The following is a 17,188-nucleotide window of genomic DNA, read 5'->3' as shown; positions in this document are numbered from 1 at the left end:
CCTCTCACGCCACCTGCGGGTCGACCGCCAGGGGCGGCTAAGGCTCGAGAACGGCGCGCCGGCGTCGGATGAGGATGGCAGCGTGGTGGGCGGCTGAGCGGATCTCGCGCCGCGTTTCCGGCCACAGCAGCAACACCAGCACAATGACCGCGGAGGCGGCCGCCCCGACGGCCGTCACGGATTCCACCGATAGATTGCGCGGCACAACGGCTCGCACAAAGGCCACGGTAACCGCCGCGGCAAGCGCCGCCGAAGCCGGTGGCGCGATGGCCCGCCATACGTGGATGTTCCGTACCGGGCCATGCCGCGTGGCAAGCCAGAAGGAGAGCGGCGTACGCAGCGCGAGACCGGCAATCGCCAGCGCCGCGGCGACACCCACCCCTCCCCAGGGCAGGCCCGCGACGATCGCCAGCAGGCAGAGCCCGGCATCGATCAACGTCGCCCGCAGCAGCTCGGCTGTGCGACCTTGCGTCATGTAGAGCAAACCCATCGACATCAGCACGGGCAGGAAGATCGCCGACACGCTGAACAGCGCAGCGAGCGGCACGGCAGCCGTCCACGAGGGACCAAACAGGATCTCGACCATCCAGTCAGACGTCAGCGCAGCAACGGCGAAGACCGGCATGGTGAGCAGGCCGAGCTTCTGCACGATCTGGCGGAACATCGCGCGGTAGCGCTCCGGCTGGTCGACGAGACGGCTCAGGGCCGGCATGCCGGCGGAGTAGACCGGTGCGTTGATGGTGTTTATCGGCAGCAGCAGCAGCCGCGTCGTGCGTTCGTAAAGGCCGAGTGCCGCCGGCCCCCACAGCCAGCCGATCATCACCTGGTCGAAACTGCGCGCCACGGCCGTGGCGAGGCCACTGCCGGTAACGGACGCGCCATACCGCAGCAGGTCGCCCAGCTCTGGTGCAGCCGCAGGCCGCGCCGGCCGCCAGCGGCAGACGATCCAGCTTCCGATCATAAGGACGCCCGGCGTGACGAGGCGCTGGGCGACCAGGGCCCAGTAGCCCTCACCCGCCAGAGCAAGGCCGATGGCCGTCGCGTACCCTGCGTAGTCTGCCGTAGTCTCCAGGCCAGCGATGGCGGCAAACCGCATCTGGCGGCGCAGCAGCGCCCAATGCTGCACCGTGAGGCCACTCATCACAAAGCCGAGGGCAAGCCAGCGGGCCACCGGCGCGAGCTCCGGCTGACCGTAGAAGGCCGCCAGCAGCGGCGCCGCCAGGACAAGGGTGACCGCCAGCAACGAGCCGGCGGCAGCATTGATCCAGAACAGGGCCGAGACCTGTGCCTGCGTCAGGTTGGCTTTCTGAATTGTGGCCGAGGAAAGGCCGAGCTCCTTCAGGAGGTCGAGCACAAGCCCAACCGCGGCGACCATCGCCAGCAGGCCGAAGGCGGATGGCGGCAGCAGGCGCGCCAGAACAACGAGCGTGGCTAGCTGTCCCACGACACGCACGGCCTGCGCACCCATGAGCAGCGCGCCGCCGCGGCGAGAGCGCCGACTTAAATCGGCGTCGAGATGGCCTGTCGCGAGCTCCGCCTCAGGCGACGGCGCGTCGCTTCTCGGAAGCGACATTGTCTACATACCAGCGGTAGGTCGCCTCGAGACCGGCCTGCAGAGGCGTGCGCGCCTTCCAGCCGAGCGAGGCTGCATAGGACGTATCGATCATCTTGCGCGGGGTGCCGTCCGGCCGCGACGTGTCGAAGCGGATGCCTCCCTTGTAGCCGACGACCTTACAGATCAGCTCGACAAGATCGCGGATCGGCACGTCCGAACCCTGCCCGAGGTTGACGATCCCCTCGTCCGAAAAGTGCTGCATCAGGTAGACCATGCCGTCGGCGGCATCGTCGACGAACAGGAACTCGCGGCGAACCGCACCCGTTCCCCAGACCTCCATCGTCGGCGCCTGGGACAGCTTGGCCTGGTGCGCCTTTACGAGCAGGGCCGGCACGACGTGGCTCTGCATCAGGTCGAAATTGTCACCCGGGCCGTAAAGGTTGGTCGGCATGACGGAGATGAAGTCGCAGCCATATTGCCGGCGGTAGGCCTGACCGAGCTTGATGCCGGCGATCTTGGCGACGGCATACCACTGGTTGGTCGGCTCCAGAGCACCCGTGAGCAACGCCGATTCCGGGATCGGCTGCGGCGCCAGCCGCGGGTAGATGCAGGACGACCCCAGCAGCATCAGCTTCTCGACGCCGACGCGACGCGACGCTTCGACGACGTTCGACTGGATCATCAGGTTGTCGTAGATGAACTCGGCCGGTCGCGTGTCATTGGCATAGATGCCGCCGACCCGCGCTGCTGCCAGGAACACGGCCTGCGGCTTCGCCTCGCGCATCCAGCGCTCGACCTGATCGGGGTGGCGCAAGTCCACAGTATCGCGCGGCGCCACGACAATCTCGCAACCCTCGCTCTGCAGGCGGCGCACAAGAGCGCTACCTACCAGGCCGCGGTGACCCGCGACCCAGACTCGCTTATTGCGCAGCGTGTAGCGTGGGGTACTGGGCATAACGCTCTCCCATTCCTTTCAAGATGACACGGTCGGCTTCGACCATCTCGGCCACGAGTTGCGGGAAGCTGGTGCGATGGCGCCAGCCAAGCTTGCTGATGGCTTTCGCCGGATCGCCGAGGAGAAGATCGACTTCGGTCGGCCGGCGATAGGCCGGATCGAGGGCGACCAGCACCTCGCCGGTACGTTTGCAGCAGCCGCGTTCGTCCTCGCCTGTCCCTTGCCACTCGATGGTCCGGCCGATCTGGCCGAAAGCAAGCTCGACGAACTCGCGCACCGTGTGGGTCTCCCCGGTGGCGAGTACGTAGTCGTCGGGTTCCTCCTGCTGAAGGATGCGCCACATGCCTTCGACATAGTCGCGAGCATGACCCCAGTCACGCTTGGCATCAAGGTTGCCGAGATAGAGGCGATCCTGATAGCCGCGCTCGATGGCGGCGACGGCTCGCGTGATCTTGCGGGTCACGAAGGTTTCGCCGCGGATCGGCGATTCGTGGTTGAACAAGATCCCGTTGGAGGCGTGCATGTTATAGGCTTCACGGTAGTTCACCGTGATCCAGTAGGCATAGAGCTTCGCTACCGCGTAGGGACTGCGCGGATAGAAGGGAGTCGCCTCGCGCTGCGGCGTCTCGTGCACCTTGCCGAACAGCTCGGACGTCGAAGCCTGATAGAAACGCACACGATCCTGCATCTTCAGGATACGGATCGCCTCCAGCATGCGCAGCGTTCCGAGAGCATCGGTATTGGCCGTGTATTCCGGCGTCTCGAAGCTCACCTGCACGTGGCTCTGGGCAGCAAGATTGTAGACTTCGGTCGGCTGGACCTCGTTCAGCAACCGGAGCAGGTTGGTCGAATCGGTCATGTCGCCGTAGTGAAGAAACAGGCGAACGTCGCTTTCGTGGCGGTCGCGATAGAGATAGTCGATGCGCTCGGTGTTAAGCGAAGAAGAGCGCCGCTTCACGCCATGCACCACGTAGCCCTGGCCTAACAGGAAGTCGGCGAGATAGGCGCCGTCCTGGCCGGTGATACCGGTGATGAAGGCGATTTTGTCCTTGGACATGCTGATGACCTTCCGTTCAGGAAAAGACGATCTGTTCAGCGACGCGGTCCCAGGAATAGGAACCGATCGCATGACGTTGTGCGGTGGTGGCCATGCGTTCCAACCGCCGGGGGTCGGAGAGCGCGCTCAGGATGGCCTCCGCGAGAGCTGTGGGTTCGGCGCGATCGACCAGGAAGCCGTGGCGGCCACCATCGACCAGTTCGGGCAGGCCGTTGCGGCAGAGGCCCATCACCGGTGTGCGTGAGACCATGGCCTCGAGATAGACCTGGCCCCAGGGATCGTTGAGCATGGGCTGCACGAGCAGCGTCGACTGGCGGTAGAGATTCTGCAGCTCCACCCATGGCAAGTGCGCCCGCAGCTCGACGCCGGGCTGCGCATCGACGAAAGCACGGCTGCGCTCGTCGCCAACGATGGTGAGCTTGAGATCCGACCGCTGGCGACGCGCCTCCGCGAACGCCTGCAGCAACAGCAGGCCGCCCTTGGCCTGGAAGAGATGCTTGGCAACGAAGAGCAGCGCCGGTCGAGAGAAGTCCTTTGGGCCGAACCAAGGCTCGATCGCACCCATCCCCGACCCGACCGCCGTCACGCGATCGGCCGGCAGGCCATAGTGAGCGATCAGATTGTCCCGGACATAGGAGCCGAAAGTGAAGACATGAGTGAGGCCGGCCAGCGCCTCGCGCTCGGCCGTTTCGAAGGCGTGCAGGGCTTTGCCGGAATAGCGGTCGGCATGCACGTGATGGCGGCGCGCCAACTCCCAACTATGGTCGCAATAGAGATAGTGCCGGGTGCCGCGGATGAGATCACATGCCGGCAGATCGAGTGTGCCCGTGTGAAGTACGTGACGCACACCGAGTGCTTCGGCTTGCCGTGCCACCTCATGCGCCATGAGGCGACGCGCCCGCAAACTACGTAACACCTGTTCACTTGAAATCGGCCGTCCATAACCGCTCAGCATGTCGCGTAGTGCGACGCCGAGCTTGGCCGCCTTTCCGAGCTTCGGATTGATCGCTTCGACAGTGACTCCCAGACGCTCCATCGCACTCGACACGTTGGCCGGGGCGCCGGACCACGAACGCAGATCACGTGGATTGCCGAATACGCAGCTTACGGCCACACGGTCGAAGCGCGGCGAGCGATCGGCAAGATGCGTCTCGTGAGCATGGATGACAGCGGTGTTCATGTGGGTACATCGAAGCACTGCGCATCGTGCTGCGGCTAGTGATTAACCTGTGACTGTCCGGACGCGTCACGAGCAACGACACAGATTGGTCACGCTGTAAACGCTACGCTTCTCCGATACTCCGCGCTGGAGGCGAAAGCATGCACGGATCGGTCGACATCCAAGATCAGAAGGTGACCGTCGATTGCACAAACGACAATGACAAAATGGATAGCATACGCGTCACGAATACTGACGGACGCGAGCTGGTGTTCTTTTGTCCTGATGTCACGGATGCGAGCACGCTGAAGCGCGTGCAGCAGTTCACTGATCATGGCTATCGCGTCACCGTGTTCGGCTTCCGTCGCCATCGCTACAACAGCTCGTATCAGCCGACATGGCCGCATGTGCCGCTCGGCCTCACCAGCGACGGCCGCTATGGCCAGCGGCTGGGTGCCTTGCTGCGCGCCATTCCCACCATCATCGCGCATCGTCGACAACTGAAGACAGCCTCTGCCTATTATGCGCGCAACATCGACCAGCTCGTGCTGGCGATGCTGGCGCGGCTCATTACCTTCTCGCGGGCGCCACTCACTTACGAAGTGCTCGATATCCCACCCATCCTGATCCGTGACGGGATGGCGTCACGCCTGATCCGCGCCGTCGAGCGGCTATGCCTGCGCGACACACGGCTTCTGGTTCTTTCCTCTCCGGGTTTTCATCGCGCCTTCTACGAAGCTATCCAGCGCTACCACGGCGACTGGTTCCTGCTGGAAAACAAGCTGCATCCGTCGATCTCGCGTCGCGCGGAGGCACCGATGCGCAGTGATCGCGGCCAGCGGCCCTGGGTGGTCGGCTACTTCGGCTTGATCCGCGGTGAAGAGACGTTCGACCTCATGACGCGCCTTGCCAAGAGATTGGAGGGCCGCGTCATCTTCAAGTTCCGTGGCGTGCTGACGACTGTCGATCAGGCGCGCTTCGATGAGGCTCTGAGACGTCATCCCAATATTGTCTATGGCGGCCCTTATCTGCCCCACCAGGACCTCGAAGAAATGTATGACGAGGTCGATTTCGCCTGGGCCCTGGACCTCGAACACACCGACCATAATTCGCGCTGGCTGATGCCTTGCCGCTTCTACGAAGCAGGTTACTTCGGCGTCCCTTGCCTCGCGGTGCGCGGCTTCGAGGTCGGTTCAGTTCTCGAACAGCACAAGATCGGTTGGACCTTCGACACGCCTCTCGAAGATTCGCTGGTCCGCTTCTTCGAGACGTTGACGCCCGACGAGTACGATAGCGTGCTAGGCCGCCTTGGCGCGTCGCCGCGCAGCATGTTCGTCGCCGGGGAGGATGTACACCGACTTTGCGGGATGCTTACCTAGAGAGGAGACCTCTCTAGGACGCAACGACACGCCGATTGACCATCACACAGTCGAACTCGACCAACCGCAGCGCCGCGTCGCGGCTCACGGCGTACATGCCGGTGATGTCGAAGCCCAATCCATCGAGGTGGCGTAACGTGTCCAGGTAGCCCGGCATCCCCTTGTAGATGCCGAGAACCGACGCTTCGGTCTGCAGCGCCCGCACCGTCTGCAGGCTATCGCCCGCCCCCCGCAGCACCTCGATGTCGAAGCCCTGGGTGTCGAGCTTGAGGTATGGCCGATCGAACCCAAGGCGTTCCCGCAGCATCGGCAACACGACATCGAGCGTGCGTACCGTTACGGCCTCCTTGGCGCAGGGCACATTGAGCTCCGAGAATTCCTGTACCTGGCGATGATCGGGTTCGAGAAAGGAGCTGAACTGATCGGACACCATGACGTTGATGGCCATCTGCTCATCGCGGGCGCCCAGCGCATAGCCTTCGATGTGCCAGTTGGCATCCTCGCGTGCGCGGGCCTGCAGCAGTTCGACATGGCGCGCCACCGGCTCGAACGAGACGATGGTCCCTTCGTAGAAAACGCGATCGCGCAGGAAGTCCCGGTACTGGCCGACATTGGCGCCGACATCGAGTACGCAGTCGATGTCCAGTCGCGTCAGCAGCTCGCGCAGGTGCAGTGCGAAGTCGCGTTCACGCATCTCGCGCAACGGTACGATGTCATAGCCCAGCGACCGACTGACCTTGAGTACAGAATCCTTGACGATCTTGAGCATGAACGATCTCCGGGCGGGGAACAGGAAGGCGAACATTCGCCAAGCCCGAGCAGAACAACAGTGATCAATGGGTGGTCCTAAGTATCGGTCTAACTCCTTGCATTTTCAGCGAATTCGCCGTGACCAGTTGGTGATCGTGACATCCCCAGATTGAGCGCGATGGCTAGTCGATTTAACAAGCGCGTATCGTATTGAGACTGTTCTGCGCTGATGGTTGAATGTCGCGCTCGGCCAAAGCAATGGAGTGAGTATGACCACAAGATGTGGCGCAAGAGCTCTTTGGGGTGCGGCCGTTCTACTTTCAATCGTGAACACAGGTGTAGAAGCGCAGCAGATGCCGGGCAGCCCCGGGCTGCCCCAGCAGCGTCTCGAACGCCAGGACGAGCGTACGGAGTCCGCCCGCGAAGCGGAGAGCTACGATGCGAAGGGGGTGCGGGTTGGCAGTTTTCTGCTCTTTCCCGCGCTCGAGCTTGACGAAGTCTTCAACGACAACGTTTTCGCCCAATCTGCAGGAAGCGGCCCCACCGCGAGCTTCATTCAAGTGATCAAGCCGACGCTGGAGCTGCGTTCCACCTGGGCAACCCACATGCTGAACGTCTATGCCCGTAGCGCCATTGGCTTCTATACCAATGCGTCGGCCCTGGACTATCAGGACGTCTCGGTGGGGACCGACGGCCGCATCGACATTCAGCGCAACTGGAATATCTACGGTGGCTTTTCGTTCAATCGAAAGCATGAGGATCCCGGCCTTCCCAACACGGTGACCGGACCGACCAACGTCACGATTTACAACCAATTGTCCGGCAACGCGGGTTACTACCAGAAGGTCAACCGTTTCAGCACTCGCGCGGAGTTCTTCGTCGACAACTACACCTACTTCGACAACGGCCTTGGCCTTGCCGAGGGTGTCGTGCCCAACACCGACCGTAATCGCACCGAGCTGCGCGAGTCTCTACGCTTCGGCTACGAGTTCCTCGATGGCTACGAATTCTGGGTGCGAGGCAGCCTGAATCAACGCATGTACAACACGGCTGTCGACGCAACAGGTTTCGCGCGCAATTCCAATGGTTGGGACATTGTGGGCGGCATCACCCTCGATCTCGGCGGCCTGATTTCCGCCGAAGCCTTCGCCGGTTATCTGCAGCAGAACTACGTGAACCAGGGCACGCCGCCTTTGCAGGGTCCGATGTTCGGCCTGCTGGCACACTGGAATCCGCTGAAGGAGCTCTGGTTTAGACCCTACGTCAAGCGCACGGTGAACGAGGCCGCGTTCGTCGGCGATTCGGGCTATCTCAATACGTCGATGGGCTTCACCACCACCTACAATCTACAGCCCAACGTCCAGCTCGGCGGCCTCGCCGACTACACCATCGCGGACTATCAGAGCTTCCAGAGTTTCTCGTCCACTAGTCCGCGCTATGACCAGTACGTCACCCTAGGCGCCAGCATCATGTACACGCCCGTGCGACAGTTCTTCGTCGGGCCGAGCTATCAGTATGTCTACCGGACATCCAATCAGCCCGGCCTGAATTATTCGCAGAACGTCATCATGCTGCGCCTCGGCGCGCGTCTGTAACAACTCAGCTTTAACGATTGGATTATGTAACGTGTTCGAGCCCCCTATTCCCGGACCGGTCCTGGTGACCGGCGGTGCTGGCTACATCGGTAGCCACGTCTGCAAGGCATTGGCCGAAGCCGGTGTGCAGCCGATATGCCTCGACACTCTCGAGAAAGGTCATGACTGGGCCGTACGCTGGGGGCCACTCGAACGCGGTGATATCGGCGATGGTCGCTTCGTCGAAGAGGTCTTCGTGCGCCACAAGCCGCGCGTTGTGATCCATCTCGCGGGCTACATTGAAGTCGGCGAGTCTGTCACGCAGCCTCAACGCTACCTGCACAACAATGCCGGCAAGAGCCACGTGCTGATCGGCGCCGCCGTGCGCCATAGCGTCGAGGCTTTCGTCTTCTCCAGCACCTGTGCCGTCTACGGCCTGCCGCAAACCGAACAGCTGGCAGAGTCCCATCGCCTCGCGCCGATCAATCCCTATGCCTCCTCCAAGGCGAGCGTCGAACAAGCCCTGGCCGCTGCCGCGTGGCGCGGTCTGCGGGCGGCCTCGCTGCGCTATTTCAACGCTTCGGGCGCCGATGCCGGCGGCCTGATCGGCGAAGCGCACGATCCCGAAACGCACCTCATTCCGCTCGCCATCGACGCCGCCCTGGGACTACGCCCTTGTCTCGTCGTGCACGGTTCCGACTATCCGACCGAGGATGGGTCCTGCGTGCGTGACTATGTGCATGTGACGGACCTGGCCGATGCCCATCTGCGCGCCGTGCGCTGGCTGTTGCTCCAAGGCAAGACCGGACGGCACGATGCCTTCAATCTCGGCTCCGGCATCGGCTATAGCGTCAGGCAGGTCGTCGATTGCGTCGGCAAGCTCGCCGGCCAGCCTGTGCCCCATGTGTTCGGCGCCCGCCGGCCGGGCGATTCGCCGCGCCTGGTCGGGGCCATCGCCAAAGCCCAGGAGCAGCTCGGCTGGATCCCCCAGCGCGGCCTCGAAACGCAGATCGAGGATGCTTTGCGCTGGCGCCGTGCATTGATGCGCTGAGCACCCGCCCGGCGGCTCCGGGCTTCGACTGGCGGCATGGACGGCGATTTTGCCTTTTGGCGGCCATGCGGACATGGGAAACCAGGGTTCCACCAGCCCGCAGGTCAAAATGAGCGCCGTCAAAGCCGCCAAGAGAATCAGCACGCCACAGATCCGTGCCCGCAAGGGTCAGGAGCCGATCGTCTGCCTTACGGCCTATACGACCGAGATGGCCCGCCGGCTCGATCCCCATGTCGACCTGCTGCTGGTCGGCGACTCGCTCGGCATGGTGATCTACGGCTTCGACAGCACTCTGCCCGTCACCCTCGACATGATGATCGCCCATGGGGCGGCCGTGGTCCGCGGCGCCTCGCGCGCCTGCGTGATCGTCGACCTGCCGTTCGGCAGCTATCAGGCGAGCCCGGAGCAGGCCTTCCATAGTGCGGCACGCGTCATGGCCGAGACCGGCGCCAGCGGCGTGAAGCTCGAAGGTGGCGAAGCGCTCGCCGAGACGGTGCGATTCCTGACCCAGCGTGGCGTGCCGGTTTGCGCCCATGTCGGCTTGATGCCGCAGGCGGTGAACGTGGCCGGTGGCTTCAAGGCCACAGGACGATCCGACGAGGAGGCCCGGCAGGTTACGCGCGACGCCGAGGCGATGGCCGAGGCCGGCGCCTTCACGATCGTCCTCGAAGGCACGCTCGAGCCCGTAGCCAAGGCGATTACCGAGGCGCTGCCGATCCCCACGATCGGCATTGGCGCGTCGCCGGCCTGCGATGGCCAGATCCTGGTCATCGACGACGTCCTGGGTCTGTACAGCGAGTTCACGCCGAAGTTCGTGAAGCGCTATGCCGAGATCGGAAACCAGATCTCCGAGGCCGCCGCCAGCTATGCAGCCGATGTGCGAGCACGGCGATTTCCTGCAATGGAGCATTGCTTCCTGCCCAAATCCGGTGGTCAATCACGCTCATAAGAAACGGGGCTCAGAGAGCCGACCTGGGGCGGAAAAGAGCGGGAATGGACAGCTTTGACTATGTGATCGTGGGTGCTGGCTCCGCTGGCAGCGTACTGGCAAGCCGGTTGAGCGAAGATCCGAACGTCACGGTCTGCGTCCTCGAAGCCGGCCCCCGGGACTGGCATCCCTTCATCCATATTCCGGCCGGCTTCATGTACACGCTGGTCGATCCCAAGGTGAACTGGCTCTACAAGTCCGAACCCAGCGAATGGACCGGCGGCCGCGCCATCTCGGCGCCTCGCGGCAAGACTCTGGGTGGTTCGAGCTCGATCAACGGCCACATCTACAATCGCGGCCAGCGTCTTGACTTCGACGGCTGGGCGCAGCGCGGCAATCGCGGCTGGGGCTATGCCGACGTTCTCCCCTACTTCCGGCGCAGCGAACGGCGCATGGGCGAGGCCGATGCGGCCTTCCGTGGCAGCGACGGCAATCTGCCCATCACCGATCTCGAATGGCGCGACCCCCTGTGCGAGGCCTTCATCGAAGGCGCGGTCGAGATGGGAATCCCGCGCAACCGCGATTACAACGGCACGATGCAAGCGGGCGTCAGCTACGTGCAGCGCATCGTGAACAATGGCCGGCGCGTCAGCGCCGCCCGCGGTTTCCTCCATCCCGCGATGAAGCGGCGCAATCTCACAGTGAGCACCAATGCGCACGCCACGTTGATCGTTCTCGAAGGAAAACGCGCCGTCGGCGTGCGCTACCTGAAGGGTGGCCGCGGCGGCGCGCCGGTCGAGGTACGGGCGAACAAGGAAGTCATCTTGTCGGGTGGCACGGTGAATTCACCGCAGCTCCTGCAGCTTTCGGGCATCGGCCCGGCGCCGCTGCTGCGGTCGCTGGGCATCGACGTGAAGCACGAACTGGCCGGCGTCGGCGAGAATCTGCGCGACCACTACGCGCCGCGCTTTGTCGCGCGCGTCAAGAATGCCATCAGCATCAACGAGCGCTCCAAGGGCCTGCGGCTGGTCGGCGAGGTGTTGAAATACGCCGCGACGCGACGCGGCATCCTCTCGCTCAACCCGACCCTGATCTACGTTTTCTGGAAGTCCGACGAGCGGGTCGACAACTATGATCTGCAGCTCACCTTCACGCCGGCGAGCTACAAGGAAGGCGTGCAGTCGACCCTCGACGACTTCCCCGGCATGACCATCGCCTCCTGGCAGCAACGTCCCGACAGCATCGGATATGTCCGCGCCCGCTCGGCCGATCCGTTCGAACATCCCATCATCCAGCCGAACTATCTGGGGGCGGAAAGCGACCGTCAGGTGCTGCTGGCCGGCATGAAGCTGGCGCGCCGCCTGCTGGGCTCCCGGCCGCTCAGCAAATACTACGATCGCGAGGAGTTTCCCGGTTCGCAGGCACAGTCGGATGAAGATCTGATGGCGGCCGCCAAGGAACGCGGCACCACAACCTTCCATCTCATGGGTACCTGCCGCATGGCGCCCGACAGCGACCCCACGGCCGTCGTCGATGATCAGCTACGTGTCCGCGGCCTCGAGGGGCTGCGCGTGGTCGATGCCTCGATCATGCCGACCATGCCGTCCGCCAACCTCAATGCCTCGGTATTGATGATCGCCGAGAAGGCCGCCGACATGATCCGCGGCCGGCCAGCCCTCGACGCCGTGCTCCTGAAAGACTGATGGCCGACGCTGCCACCGAGCCCGCCATCGACGCCATCTCCGCGTTGGTGCCCGCGACATTGCGCGCGCTACATGCCATCGAGTTCGCGAGCCGTCACCTCTCGCCAACCTCCCTGCCGCGAATCATCGACGCCCTTGCCGGCCGCAACGACGACCTCGCTCCGGCCCTCGCCGCATCTCGGGCACTGGAGTGGCCCGGCCGGCTCGCCCCCGTGCGCGACCATCTCGAACGTGCCGCCGAAGCCGCTGGCGAGGCACTGGCCGGCATACTCGCCGCCCCCGATGCGTCTCAGCCCATTATCGCTGCTTATCGCAGCCTGCGTGGCTATGCCCGTGCCTGCGAGTCGCTCTATCCCCTGGCGGCGCATCTGCGGCCGGTCAGCCATTTCTTTCTCGAGCAGCCGGCGCGCGCCGATACCGCACTGGTAGATCGTATTGCCGCGGCCGACCCGACACGCGAAGGCGTGGGTTTCATGCATGTCGGCGGGCCGTCTGGAACGCGGGGCGCCTTCTCGCTCTATGTACCTGAGTACTACGATTCGAGCCAAAGCTGGCCGCTGGTCGTGGCCCTGCATGGCGGCAGCGGCAATGGCGGCGCCTTCCTCTGGAGTTGGCTGCGCGAAGCCCGCACACGGGGTTTCATCCTGATTGCTCCGACGGCTGCCGGCTCAACCTGGTCTCTGATGGAGCCCGAGGTCGACGGCCCGCGCATTGACCGCATGGTCGAAGACGTCGCCAACGAGTGGAACATCGACGCCTCGTACAAGCTGCTGACCGGCATGAGCGACGGCGGCACTTTCAGCTATGTGCTGGGTCTGCGCGGTGGTTGCCAGTTCACGCACCTCGCCCCTATCGCCGCGAGCTTCCATCCCCTGCTGATGACGTTCGCGGATGCGACGCGCCTCCGCGATTTGCCGATCCATATCGTGCATGGCGCACAGGACTGGATGTTTCCGCCGGAAATGGCGCAAGGCGCGGAGCGCACCTTGAAAGAGGCTGGCGCCGCCGTGGTCTATCGTGAGATCGCCGATCTCTCCCATACCTATCCGCGTGACGAGAATGCGCGGATCCTCGACTGGTTCCTGCCAGATAAGGCCTAAGGCCGTGGCGGGTCGTCGACGCCGACCGGTGCGGAAGCGCCAGCCCGTGACGGCGGCATGGCTTGGCCAGAGAGCCGCAACGTGCGCTCCAGCAGCAGCTCGTAGATCGGCCGGCCACCCAATGCCTGCGCCACGGCATTGGACGTCATGCAGGTCACGATCAGCGGCAGGATCAGCGCATAACCACCAGTCAGCTCCGCCGCCAATACAACGCCGACTAACGGCGCGCGGACGGTGGCGGCGAACAAGCCTCCCATGGCGGCAATGGCGAAGGCTGCACTGGTGAGTGGCGGCGTCGGCAACGCGGCCTCGACCAGCAAGCCAATGATCAGGCCGAGTGCCGTCGCGAGGGTCAGCATCGGCGAAAAGATGCCCCCCGGCACGCCCACCGGATAACTCACCATCGCGCCAATAAAGCGGAGCACGACGAGCACGGCCAAGGTTGCCAGCGGCAGATGGCCGGCGACCAGCCCTGGAATCAACAGCTCTCCGCCACTGACCGCCTGGGGCAGGATAAGAGCAAGTGCACCCACCACGGCGCCGACGACCAGTGCCGGCACGAACGGCACCTTTCGGAAGGTCTTCGCCGTCCAGTCCAGCATGAAGAGGATGGTGCGATTGAACAGCCAACCGACGCCTCCCAGCAACACACCGAGGGCAAGAAAGGCCGGCAGCATGGACAAGGGCATCTCGGCATTGTCGAGCTTCAGCTGAGGCGCCGTGCCTCCCACCAGTTCCATCGCGATCGCGCTCGACGCCGAGGCGATAATCACGGCGGTGTAGGCGCGAAACGTATAGGCGAACTGCTTGCGCGTTTCCTCGATGATGAACAGGATGGCCGCCAGCGGTGCATTGAAAGCCGCCGCAAGTCCTGCCGCCGCGCCGGCGGCGAGAAGGCCGCGCAGCTCGGTTGTCTGAAATTTCAAGCGCTCGGCAATCGCCGCGGCGATCGAGGCCCCCATGTGGATGGTCGGCCCTTCGCGACCGGCGACCAGCCCCGACGACAGCGACAGAACACCGGCGACGAACTTTACGGGCAGGATACGACGCCAGCGGACCTCGCGCAGGCCCTCCATGGCGCCTTCGATCTCCTGAACACCGCTACCCGCTGCCTCGGGGGCGATCCGGCGAGTCAGGAAGAAGGCAAGAACCAGAATTGCCGAGGCAATAGCGGCCGCCAGCAGAATGGCGCCGATACCGTGACCGAAACGCGCCACTATCCACGATGGCCAGACCATCAACGTGTCGACCACGAGGTGGAAGGCCGCCCCAACCACGCCGGTGAGAGCACCGCAGATCGCGGCAAGGAGGTAGAACAGGCCGTCGGAGATCGGCGCCCTTGCTGGTCGATCTCCTGCTGTCACACGCGCCCTCCAATGATGGCCGGCAATAATGCCCGTCGATCTCGTTCTGTCAAAGGCGGGCGCGCAGCAGCCAGCCGTCATCGGTCTGTAGTCGCTCGAACCGAACACCGAATACGGCATCGAGTTGCGGATCGTCGAGCAGGGCTTGCGCCGGCGCATCGGCCACGACCGTCCCGCGGTCGACCAGCACGATGCGGTCGAAGAAGCTGAAGGCGAGATCAAGATCGTGCACGACCACGATCGAGAGACGATCGCGGCCGCGCGCGGCCAAGGCCTGGATCACGTCCAGCCGATGACGAATATCGAGACTGGCCGCGGGCTCATCCGCCAGCAACACCGGCGGATCGACGACCAGCACCATTGCCAGCAGCACCCGTGCCCGCTCACCACCCGACAGGGTCGACCAGCGTCGATGCCCCAACCCCGAGAGTTCGAAGGCGGCGATGGTCCTGTCGACAGCCTCCTGCGGCACCCTTTCGCCGCGTTCCGCCCCCAGCCGCACCAACTCGCCGACGCTCAAATCCCAGTGCGGATCGAAATGCTGCGGCACGAATCCCAGCGCATGGGCGCGCGCCGCATGCGAAAGCGAGGCGAGGTCGCGGTCACCCAACAGTATCCGGCCAGAGGTCGGCGTCTCGATGCCCGCCATCACCTTCAGCAGAGTCGATTTGCCCGCACCATTGGGGCCGATGACGGCAATGGACCCGGTCGGCCCCAAGGACAGCGACAGGCCATCGAGCAAAGTGGCATTCCCGCGCTTCACCGTGAGCTTGTCAGCGACGAGCGCGGTCATGTGCGCAACCTGCGAGCCAGCAGCAGAATGAAGAACGGCCCGCCCGCGACTGCGGTCACGAGGCCGAGCGGAATCTCCGCCGGCGGCAGAGCCGACCGTGCGATAGCATCGGCCACGGTGACGACGATGGCACCCACCAGAGCCGAAGCCGGCAGCAAGGGCCGATGCAGCGGCCCCACCAGCCAGCGCGCAATATGAGGCGAGGCAAGGCCCACGAAGGCCACGAGACCACCGAACGCCACGGCGGCAGCGACCACGACCGACCCTGCCAGCACCGCCAGCATGACGAAACGGGTCACGTTGAGCCCGAACGACGTCGCCATGGTCTCGCCGAGCCCCAGTATGTCGAGGTTGCGCGCCAGCACGAGAGTGAGGCCGAGGCAGGCCGCCGAGATCGCCGCCATCAGGCCCAGCACAGGCCAGCTCGGAGTCTGCACACCACCCAGCACCCAACTCAGCACGATCTGCAGGCTCACCGTCTCGTCCGAGAGCGCCAGCATGAGGAAAGAGCGCAAAGCTCCCAGGATCGCAGCCATGGCGACACCTGCCAGCAACATGCCGGCGGCATCGACCGCGCCGGAGACGCGCGAGATGCCGATCACCAGGATCGTAGCGCCCCAGGCACCGGCAAAAGCGAGTACCGGTAGGAGCAGCGACTGCGGCACGGCGAGCGGCACCAGCAGCGCCAACGTGGCGCCCAGCGCCGCACCGCCAGCCGAGCCCAGCAGATAGGGTTCGGCCAATGGGTTACGAAAGACACCTTGGAAAACCGTGCCGCCCAACCCCAATAGAGCCCCGACCAAGGCGGCGGCCAGCACGCGCGGAATGCGCCACTCGACCAGCAAGCGCGCCCCGAGCGATGGATCGCCAGCGATCGCCCGAAGCACGTCTCCCGGCGAAGCCCAGTCATGACCGGCGCAAGCAGCGACGATGATCGCCAGCAAAAGCGCCAGAGCGAGAGACGCCCAAACCCTCATTGCTTGACCGTCGCCAGCGGATGCAGCACCGCCGCAAGCTTCTCCACACCGGCAATCGTACGCGGTCCGGGGATCAGCAACTCGGCGCGGACAACGGTGAAGGCCCGACCGCCACGAACCGCGCGCATATCGGCCCAGCCCGGCCGAGCGATCAGCTCTTTCAGGTCCTTGTCGCTGCCAGCGAACAACAGCACGTCGGGATCGGATTTCAGCACCGCCTCGGGAGAAATCTGCGCAATAGCGCCGCTGTCCAACGCGAAACGGCCGCCGGCCATCAGCACGGCATCCCCCGTGTAGGTGCCGGGGCGGGCGATCAACAGCAGGCCGTTGCCCAATCGGCCGGTGATCATCACCACGCTCGGCCGCGGCAAGCCTTCGACCTGCTTCTTGACCTTGTCGAGCCTGGCCTGCAGTTCCGCCGCCAGCGCTTCGCCACGCTCCGGCACGCCACATATTTTCCCGAGCAGCCGGATGTTATCGAGAATTTCCGGCACGCGACGATGCAGCAGTACCAGCACCGGAATGCCGAGCCGTTCCATCGGTTCGACGAGCTGGTTGGCGGCCTGGCGAGCCGGCGTCACCACCACGAGATCAGGCTTGCGGTCGACTACGGCATCCACCGAGAAGCCGAGTCGGCCACCAACCAGTGGCTTGCCCAACACCTCGGGCGGAAACCGCGTAAAGGCCTCGATGCCGACGATTCGATTGGCAAGACCGAGCGCTGCCACCATTTCGGTGTTGGAGGCGAAGATCGTCACGATACGCTGCGGTGGCGACGGTACGGTGACTTCACGACCGAACGCATCGCGGACCGTTATGGGTTCCGCCACAGCGTTCGCACTC

15 protein-coding genes are annotated in these 17,188 nt (G+C 64.2%); 6 read left to right on the top strand and 9 right to left on the bottom strand.

The genetic code is table 11. From position 1 onward, the window contains the following. Positions 1-37: 37 nt before the first annotated feature. Genes EPO50_RS16005 through EPO50_RS15990 form a run of 4 tightly spaced genes read right to left on the bottom strand, consistent with a single transcriptional unit; the run spans position 38 to position 4,747 of the window. Complete coding sequence (locus EPO50_RS16005) at positions 38-1,573, bottom strand: lipopolysaccharide biosynthesis protein (protein WP_296345738.1); 1,536 nt, start codon at positions 1,571-1,573, stop codon at positions 38-40. Continuing rightward, on the bottom strand, positions 1,539-2,510 hold the full coding sequence (locus tag EPO50_RS16000) for a GDP-L-fucose synthase (RefSeq protein WP_296345736.1): 972 nt from the start codon (positions 2,508-2,510) through the stop codon (positions 1,539-1,541). Before EPO50_RS16000 ends, EPO50_RS16005 begins: the two co-directional genes overlap by 35 nt. Beyond that, on the bottom strand, positions 2,476-3,567 hold the full coding sequence (gene gmd / locus EPO50_RS15995; protein WP_296345734.1) for a GDP-mannose 4,6-dehydratase: 1,092 nt from the start codon (positions 3,565-3,567) through the stop codon (positions 2,476-2,478). The genes EPO50_RS16000 and gmd overlap by 35 nt, the downstream gene beginning before the upstream one ends. Before the next feature lie 16 nt (positions 3,568-3,583). Further along, positions 3,584-4,747 (bottom strand): glycosyltransferase family 4 protein, encoded by a 1,164-nt coding sequence (locus EPO50_RS15990; RefSeq protein WP_296345733.1) that lies wholly within the window; start codon positions 4,745-4,747, stop codon positions 3,584-3,586. A gap of 206 nt (positions 4,748-4,953) precedes the next feature. On the opposite strand from EPO50_RS15990, the gene EPO50_RS15985 reads away from it, so the two are divergent. Then, a complete protein-coding gene (locus tag EPO50_RS15985) occupies positions 4,954-6,105 on the top strand; it encodes a hypothetical protein (RefSeq protein WP_296345731.1) in 1,152 nt (383 codons plus the stop codon). Between the two features lie 13 nt (positions 6,106-6,118). Here the strand turns inward: EPO50_RS15985 and EPO50_RS15980 are convergent, their stop codons facing one another. Next, entirely contained in the window at positions 6,119-6,874 is a 756-nt protein-coding gene (locus EPO50_RS15980; RefSeq protein WP_296345729.1) for an FkbM family methyltransferase, read from the bottom strand. 307 nt (positions 6,875-7,181) lie between these two features. On the opposite strand from EPO50_RS15980, the gene EPO50_RS15975 reads away from it, so the two are divergent. The 5 genes from EPO50_RS15975 (at position 7,182) to EPO50_RS15955 (ending at position 13,211) form a co-directional block, all read left to right on the top strand. After that, positions 7,182-8,450: an outer membrane beta-barrel protein gene (locus tag EPO50_RS15975; protein WP_296345727.1), complete on the top strand. Its 1,269-nt coding sequence runs from the start codon at positions 7,182-7,184 to the stop codon at positions 8,448-8,450. A 31-nt stretch (positions 8,451-8,481) separates the two neighbouring features. Further along, positions 8,482-9,480 (top strand): UDP-glucose 4-epimerase GalE, encoded by a 999-nt coding sequence (galE, locus tag EPO50_RS15970; protein ID WP_296345725.1) that lies wholly within the window; start codon positions 8,482-8,484, stop codon positions 9,478-9,480. 109 nt (positions 9,481-9,589) lie between these two features. Further along, the gene (gene panB, locus EPO50_RS15965) at positions 9,590-10,429 is read left to right on the top strand and encodes a 3-methyl-2-oxobutanoate hydroxymethyltransferase (RefSeq protein WP_296345723.1); all 840 of its coding nucleotides are present in this window, start codon (positions 9,590-9,592) and stop codon (positions 10,427-10,429) included. Between the two features lie 44 nt (positions 10,430-10,473). Beyond that, positions 10,474-12,111, top strand: coding sequence for a GMC family oxidoreductase (locus EPO50_RS15960; RefSeq protein ID WP_296345721.1), 1,638 nt, complete (start codon positions 10,474-10,476; stop codon positions 12,109-12,111). Next, positions 12,111-13,211 (top strand): phospholipase, encoded by a 1,101-nt coding sequence (locus tag EPO50_RS15955; RefSeq protein WP_296345719.1) that lies wholly within the window; start codon positions 12,111-12,113, stop codon positions 13,209-13,211. Before EPO50_RS15960 ends, EPO50_RS15955 begins: the two co-directional genes overlap by 1 nt. On the opposite strand, the gene clcA is transcribed toward EPO50_RS15955, so the two are convergent. The 4 genes from clcA to EPO50_RS15935 are packed head-to-tail and all read right to left on the bottom strand — an operon-like array spanning position 13,208 to position 17,175. Further along, positions 13,208-14,575 carry a H(+)/Cl(-) exchange transporter ClcA gene (clcA, locus tag EPO50_RS15950; RefSeq protein ID WP_296345718.1) on the bottom strand — a complete coding sequence of 456 codons (1,368 nt, stop codon included), beginning with the start codon at positions 14,573-14,575 and terminating at the stop codon, positions 13,208-13,210. The genes EPO50_RS15955 and clcA overlap by 4 nt on opposite strands. A 49-nt stretch (positions 14,576-14,624) precedes the next feature. Next, a complete protein-coding gene (locus tag EPO50_RS15945) occupies positions 14,625-15,368 on the bottom strand; it encodes an ABC transporter ATP-binding protein (RefSeq protein WP_296345716.1) in 744 nt (247 codons plus the stop codon). Continuing rightward, entirely contained in the window at positions 15,365-16,345 is a 981-nt protein-coding gene (locus EPO50_RS15940; protein WP_296345714.1) for an iron ABC transporter permease, read from the bottom strand. Before EPO50_RS15940 ends, EPO50_RS15945 begins: the two co-directional genes overlap by 4 nt. Continuing rightward, positions 16,342-17,175 carry an ABC transporter substrate-binding protein gene (locus tag EPO50_RS15935; protein WP_296345713.1) on the bottom strand — a complete coding sequence of 278 codons (834 nt, stop codon included), beginning with the start codon at positions 17,173-17,175 and terminating at the stop codon, positions 16,342-16,344. Before EPO50_RS15935 ends, EPO50_RS15940 begins: the two co-directional genes overlap by 4 nt. Positions 17,176-17,188 lie beyond the last annotated feature (13 nt).

This window comes from Reyranella sp. (genome assembly GCF_004297405.1).
Classification (GTDB): domain Bacteria; phylum Pseudomonadota; class Alphaproteobacteria; order Reyranellales; family Reyranellaceae; genus Reyranella.
This window is presented reverse-complemented; position numbering and strand designations above follow the sequence as displayed.

What these genes read in the sequence shown, in the direction of transcription:
- EPO50_RS16005 (WP_296345738.1), bottom strand. Translation starts at nt 1,573, where the DNA reads ATGTCGCTTCCGAGAAGCGACGCGCCGTCGCCTGAGGCGGAGCTCGCG.
- EPO50_RS16000 (WP_296345736.1), bottom strand. Translation starts at nt 2,510, where the DNA reads ATGCCCAGTACCCCACGCTACACGCTGCGCAATAAGCGAGTCTGGGTC.
- gmd (WP_296345734.1), bottom strand. Translation starts at nt 3,567, where the DNA reads ATGTCCAAGGACAAAATCGCCTTCATCACCGGTATCACCGGCCAGGAC.
- EPO50_RS15990 (WP_296345733.1), bottom strand. Translation starts at nt 4,747, where the DNA reads ATGAACACCGCTGTCATCCATGCTCACGAGACGCATCTTGCCGATCGC.
- EPO50_RS15985 (WP_296345731.1), top strand. Translation starts at nt 4,954, where the DNA reads ATGGATAGCATACGCGTCACGAATACTGACGGACGCGAGCTGGTGTTC.
- EPO50_RS15980 (WP_296345729.1), bottom strand. Translation starts at nt 6,874, where the DNA reads ATGCTCAAGATCGTCAAGGATTCTGTACTCAAGGTCAGTCGGTCGCTG.
- panB (WP_296345723.1), top strand. Translation starts at nt 9,590, where the DNA reads ATGAGCGCCGTCAAAGCCGCCAAGAGAATCAGCACGCCACAGATCCGT.
- EPO50_RS15960 (WP_296345721.1), top strand. Translation starts at nt 10,474, where the DNA reads ATGGACAGCTTTGACTATGTGATCGTGGGTGCTGGCTCCGCTGGCAGC.
- EPO50_RS15955 (WP_296345719.1), top strand. Translation starts at nt 12,111, where the DNA reads ATGGCCGACGCTGCCACCGAGCCCGCCATCGACGCCATCTCCGCGTTG.
- EPO50_RS15945 (WP_296345716.1), bottom strand. Translation starts at nt 15,368, where the DNA reads ATGACCGCGCTCGTCGCTGACAAGCTCACGGTGAAGCGCGGGAATGCC.
- EPO50_RS15940 (WP_296345714.1), bottom strand. Translation starts at nt 16,345, where the DNA reads ATGAGGGTTTGGGCGTCTCTCGCTCTGGCGCTTTTGCTGGCGATCATC.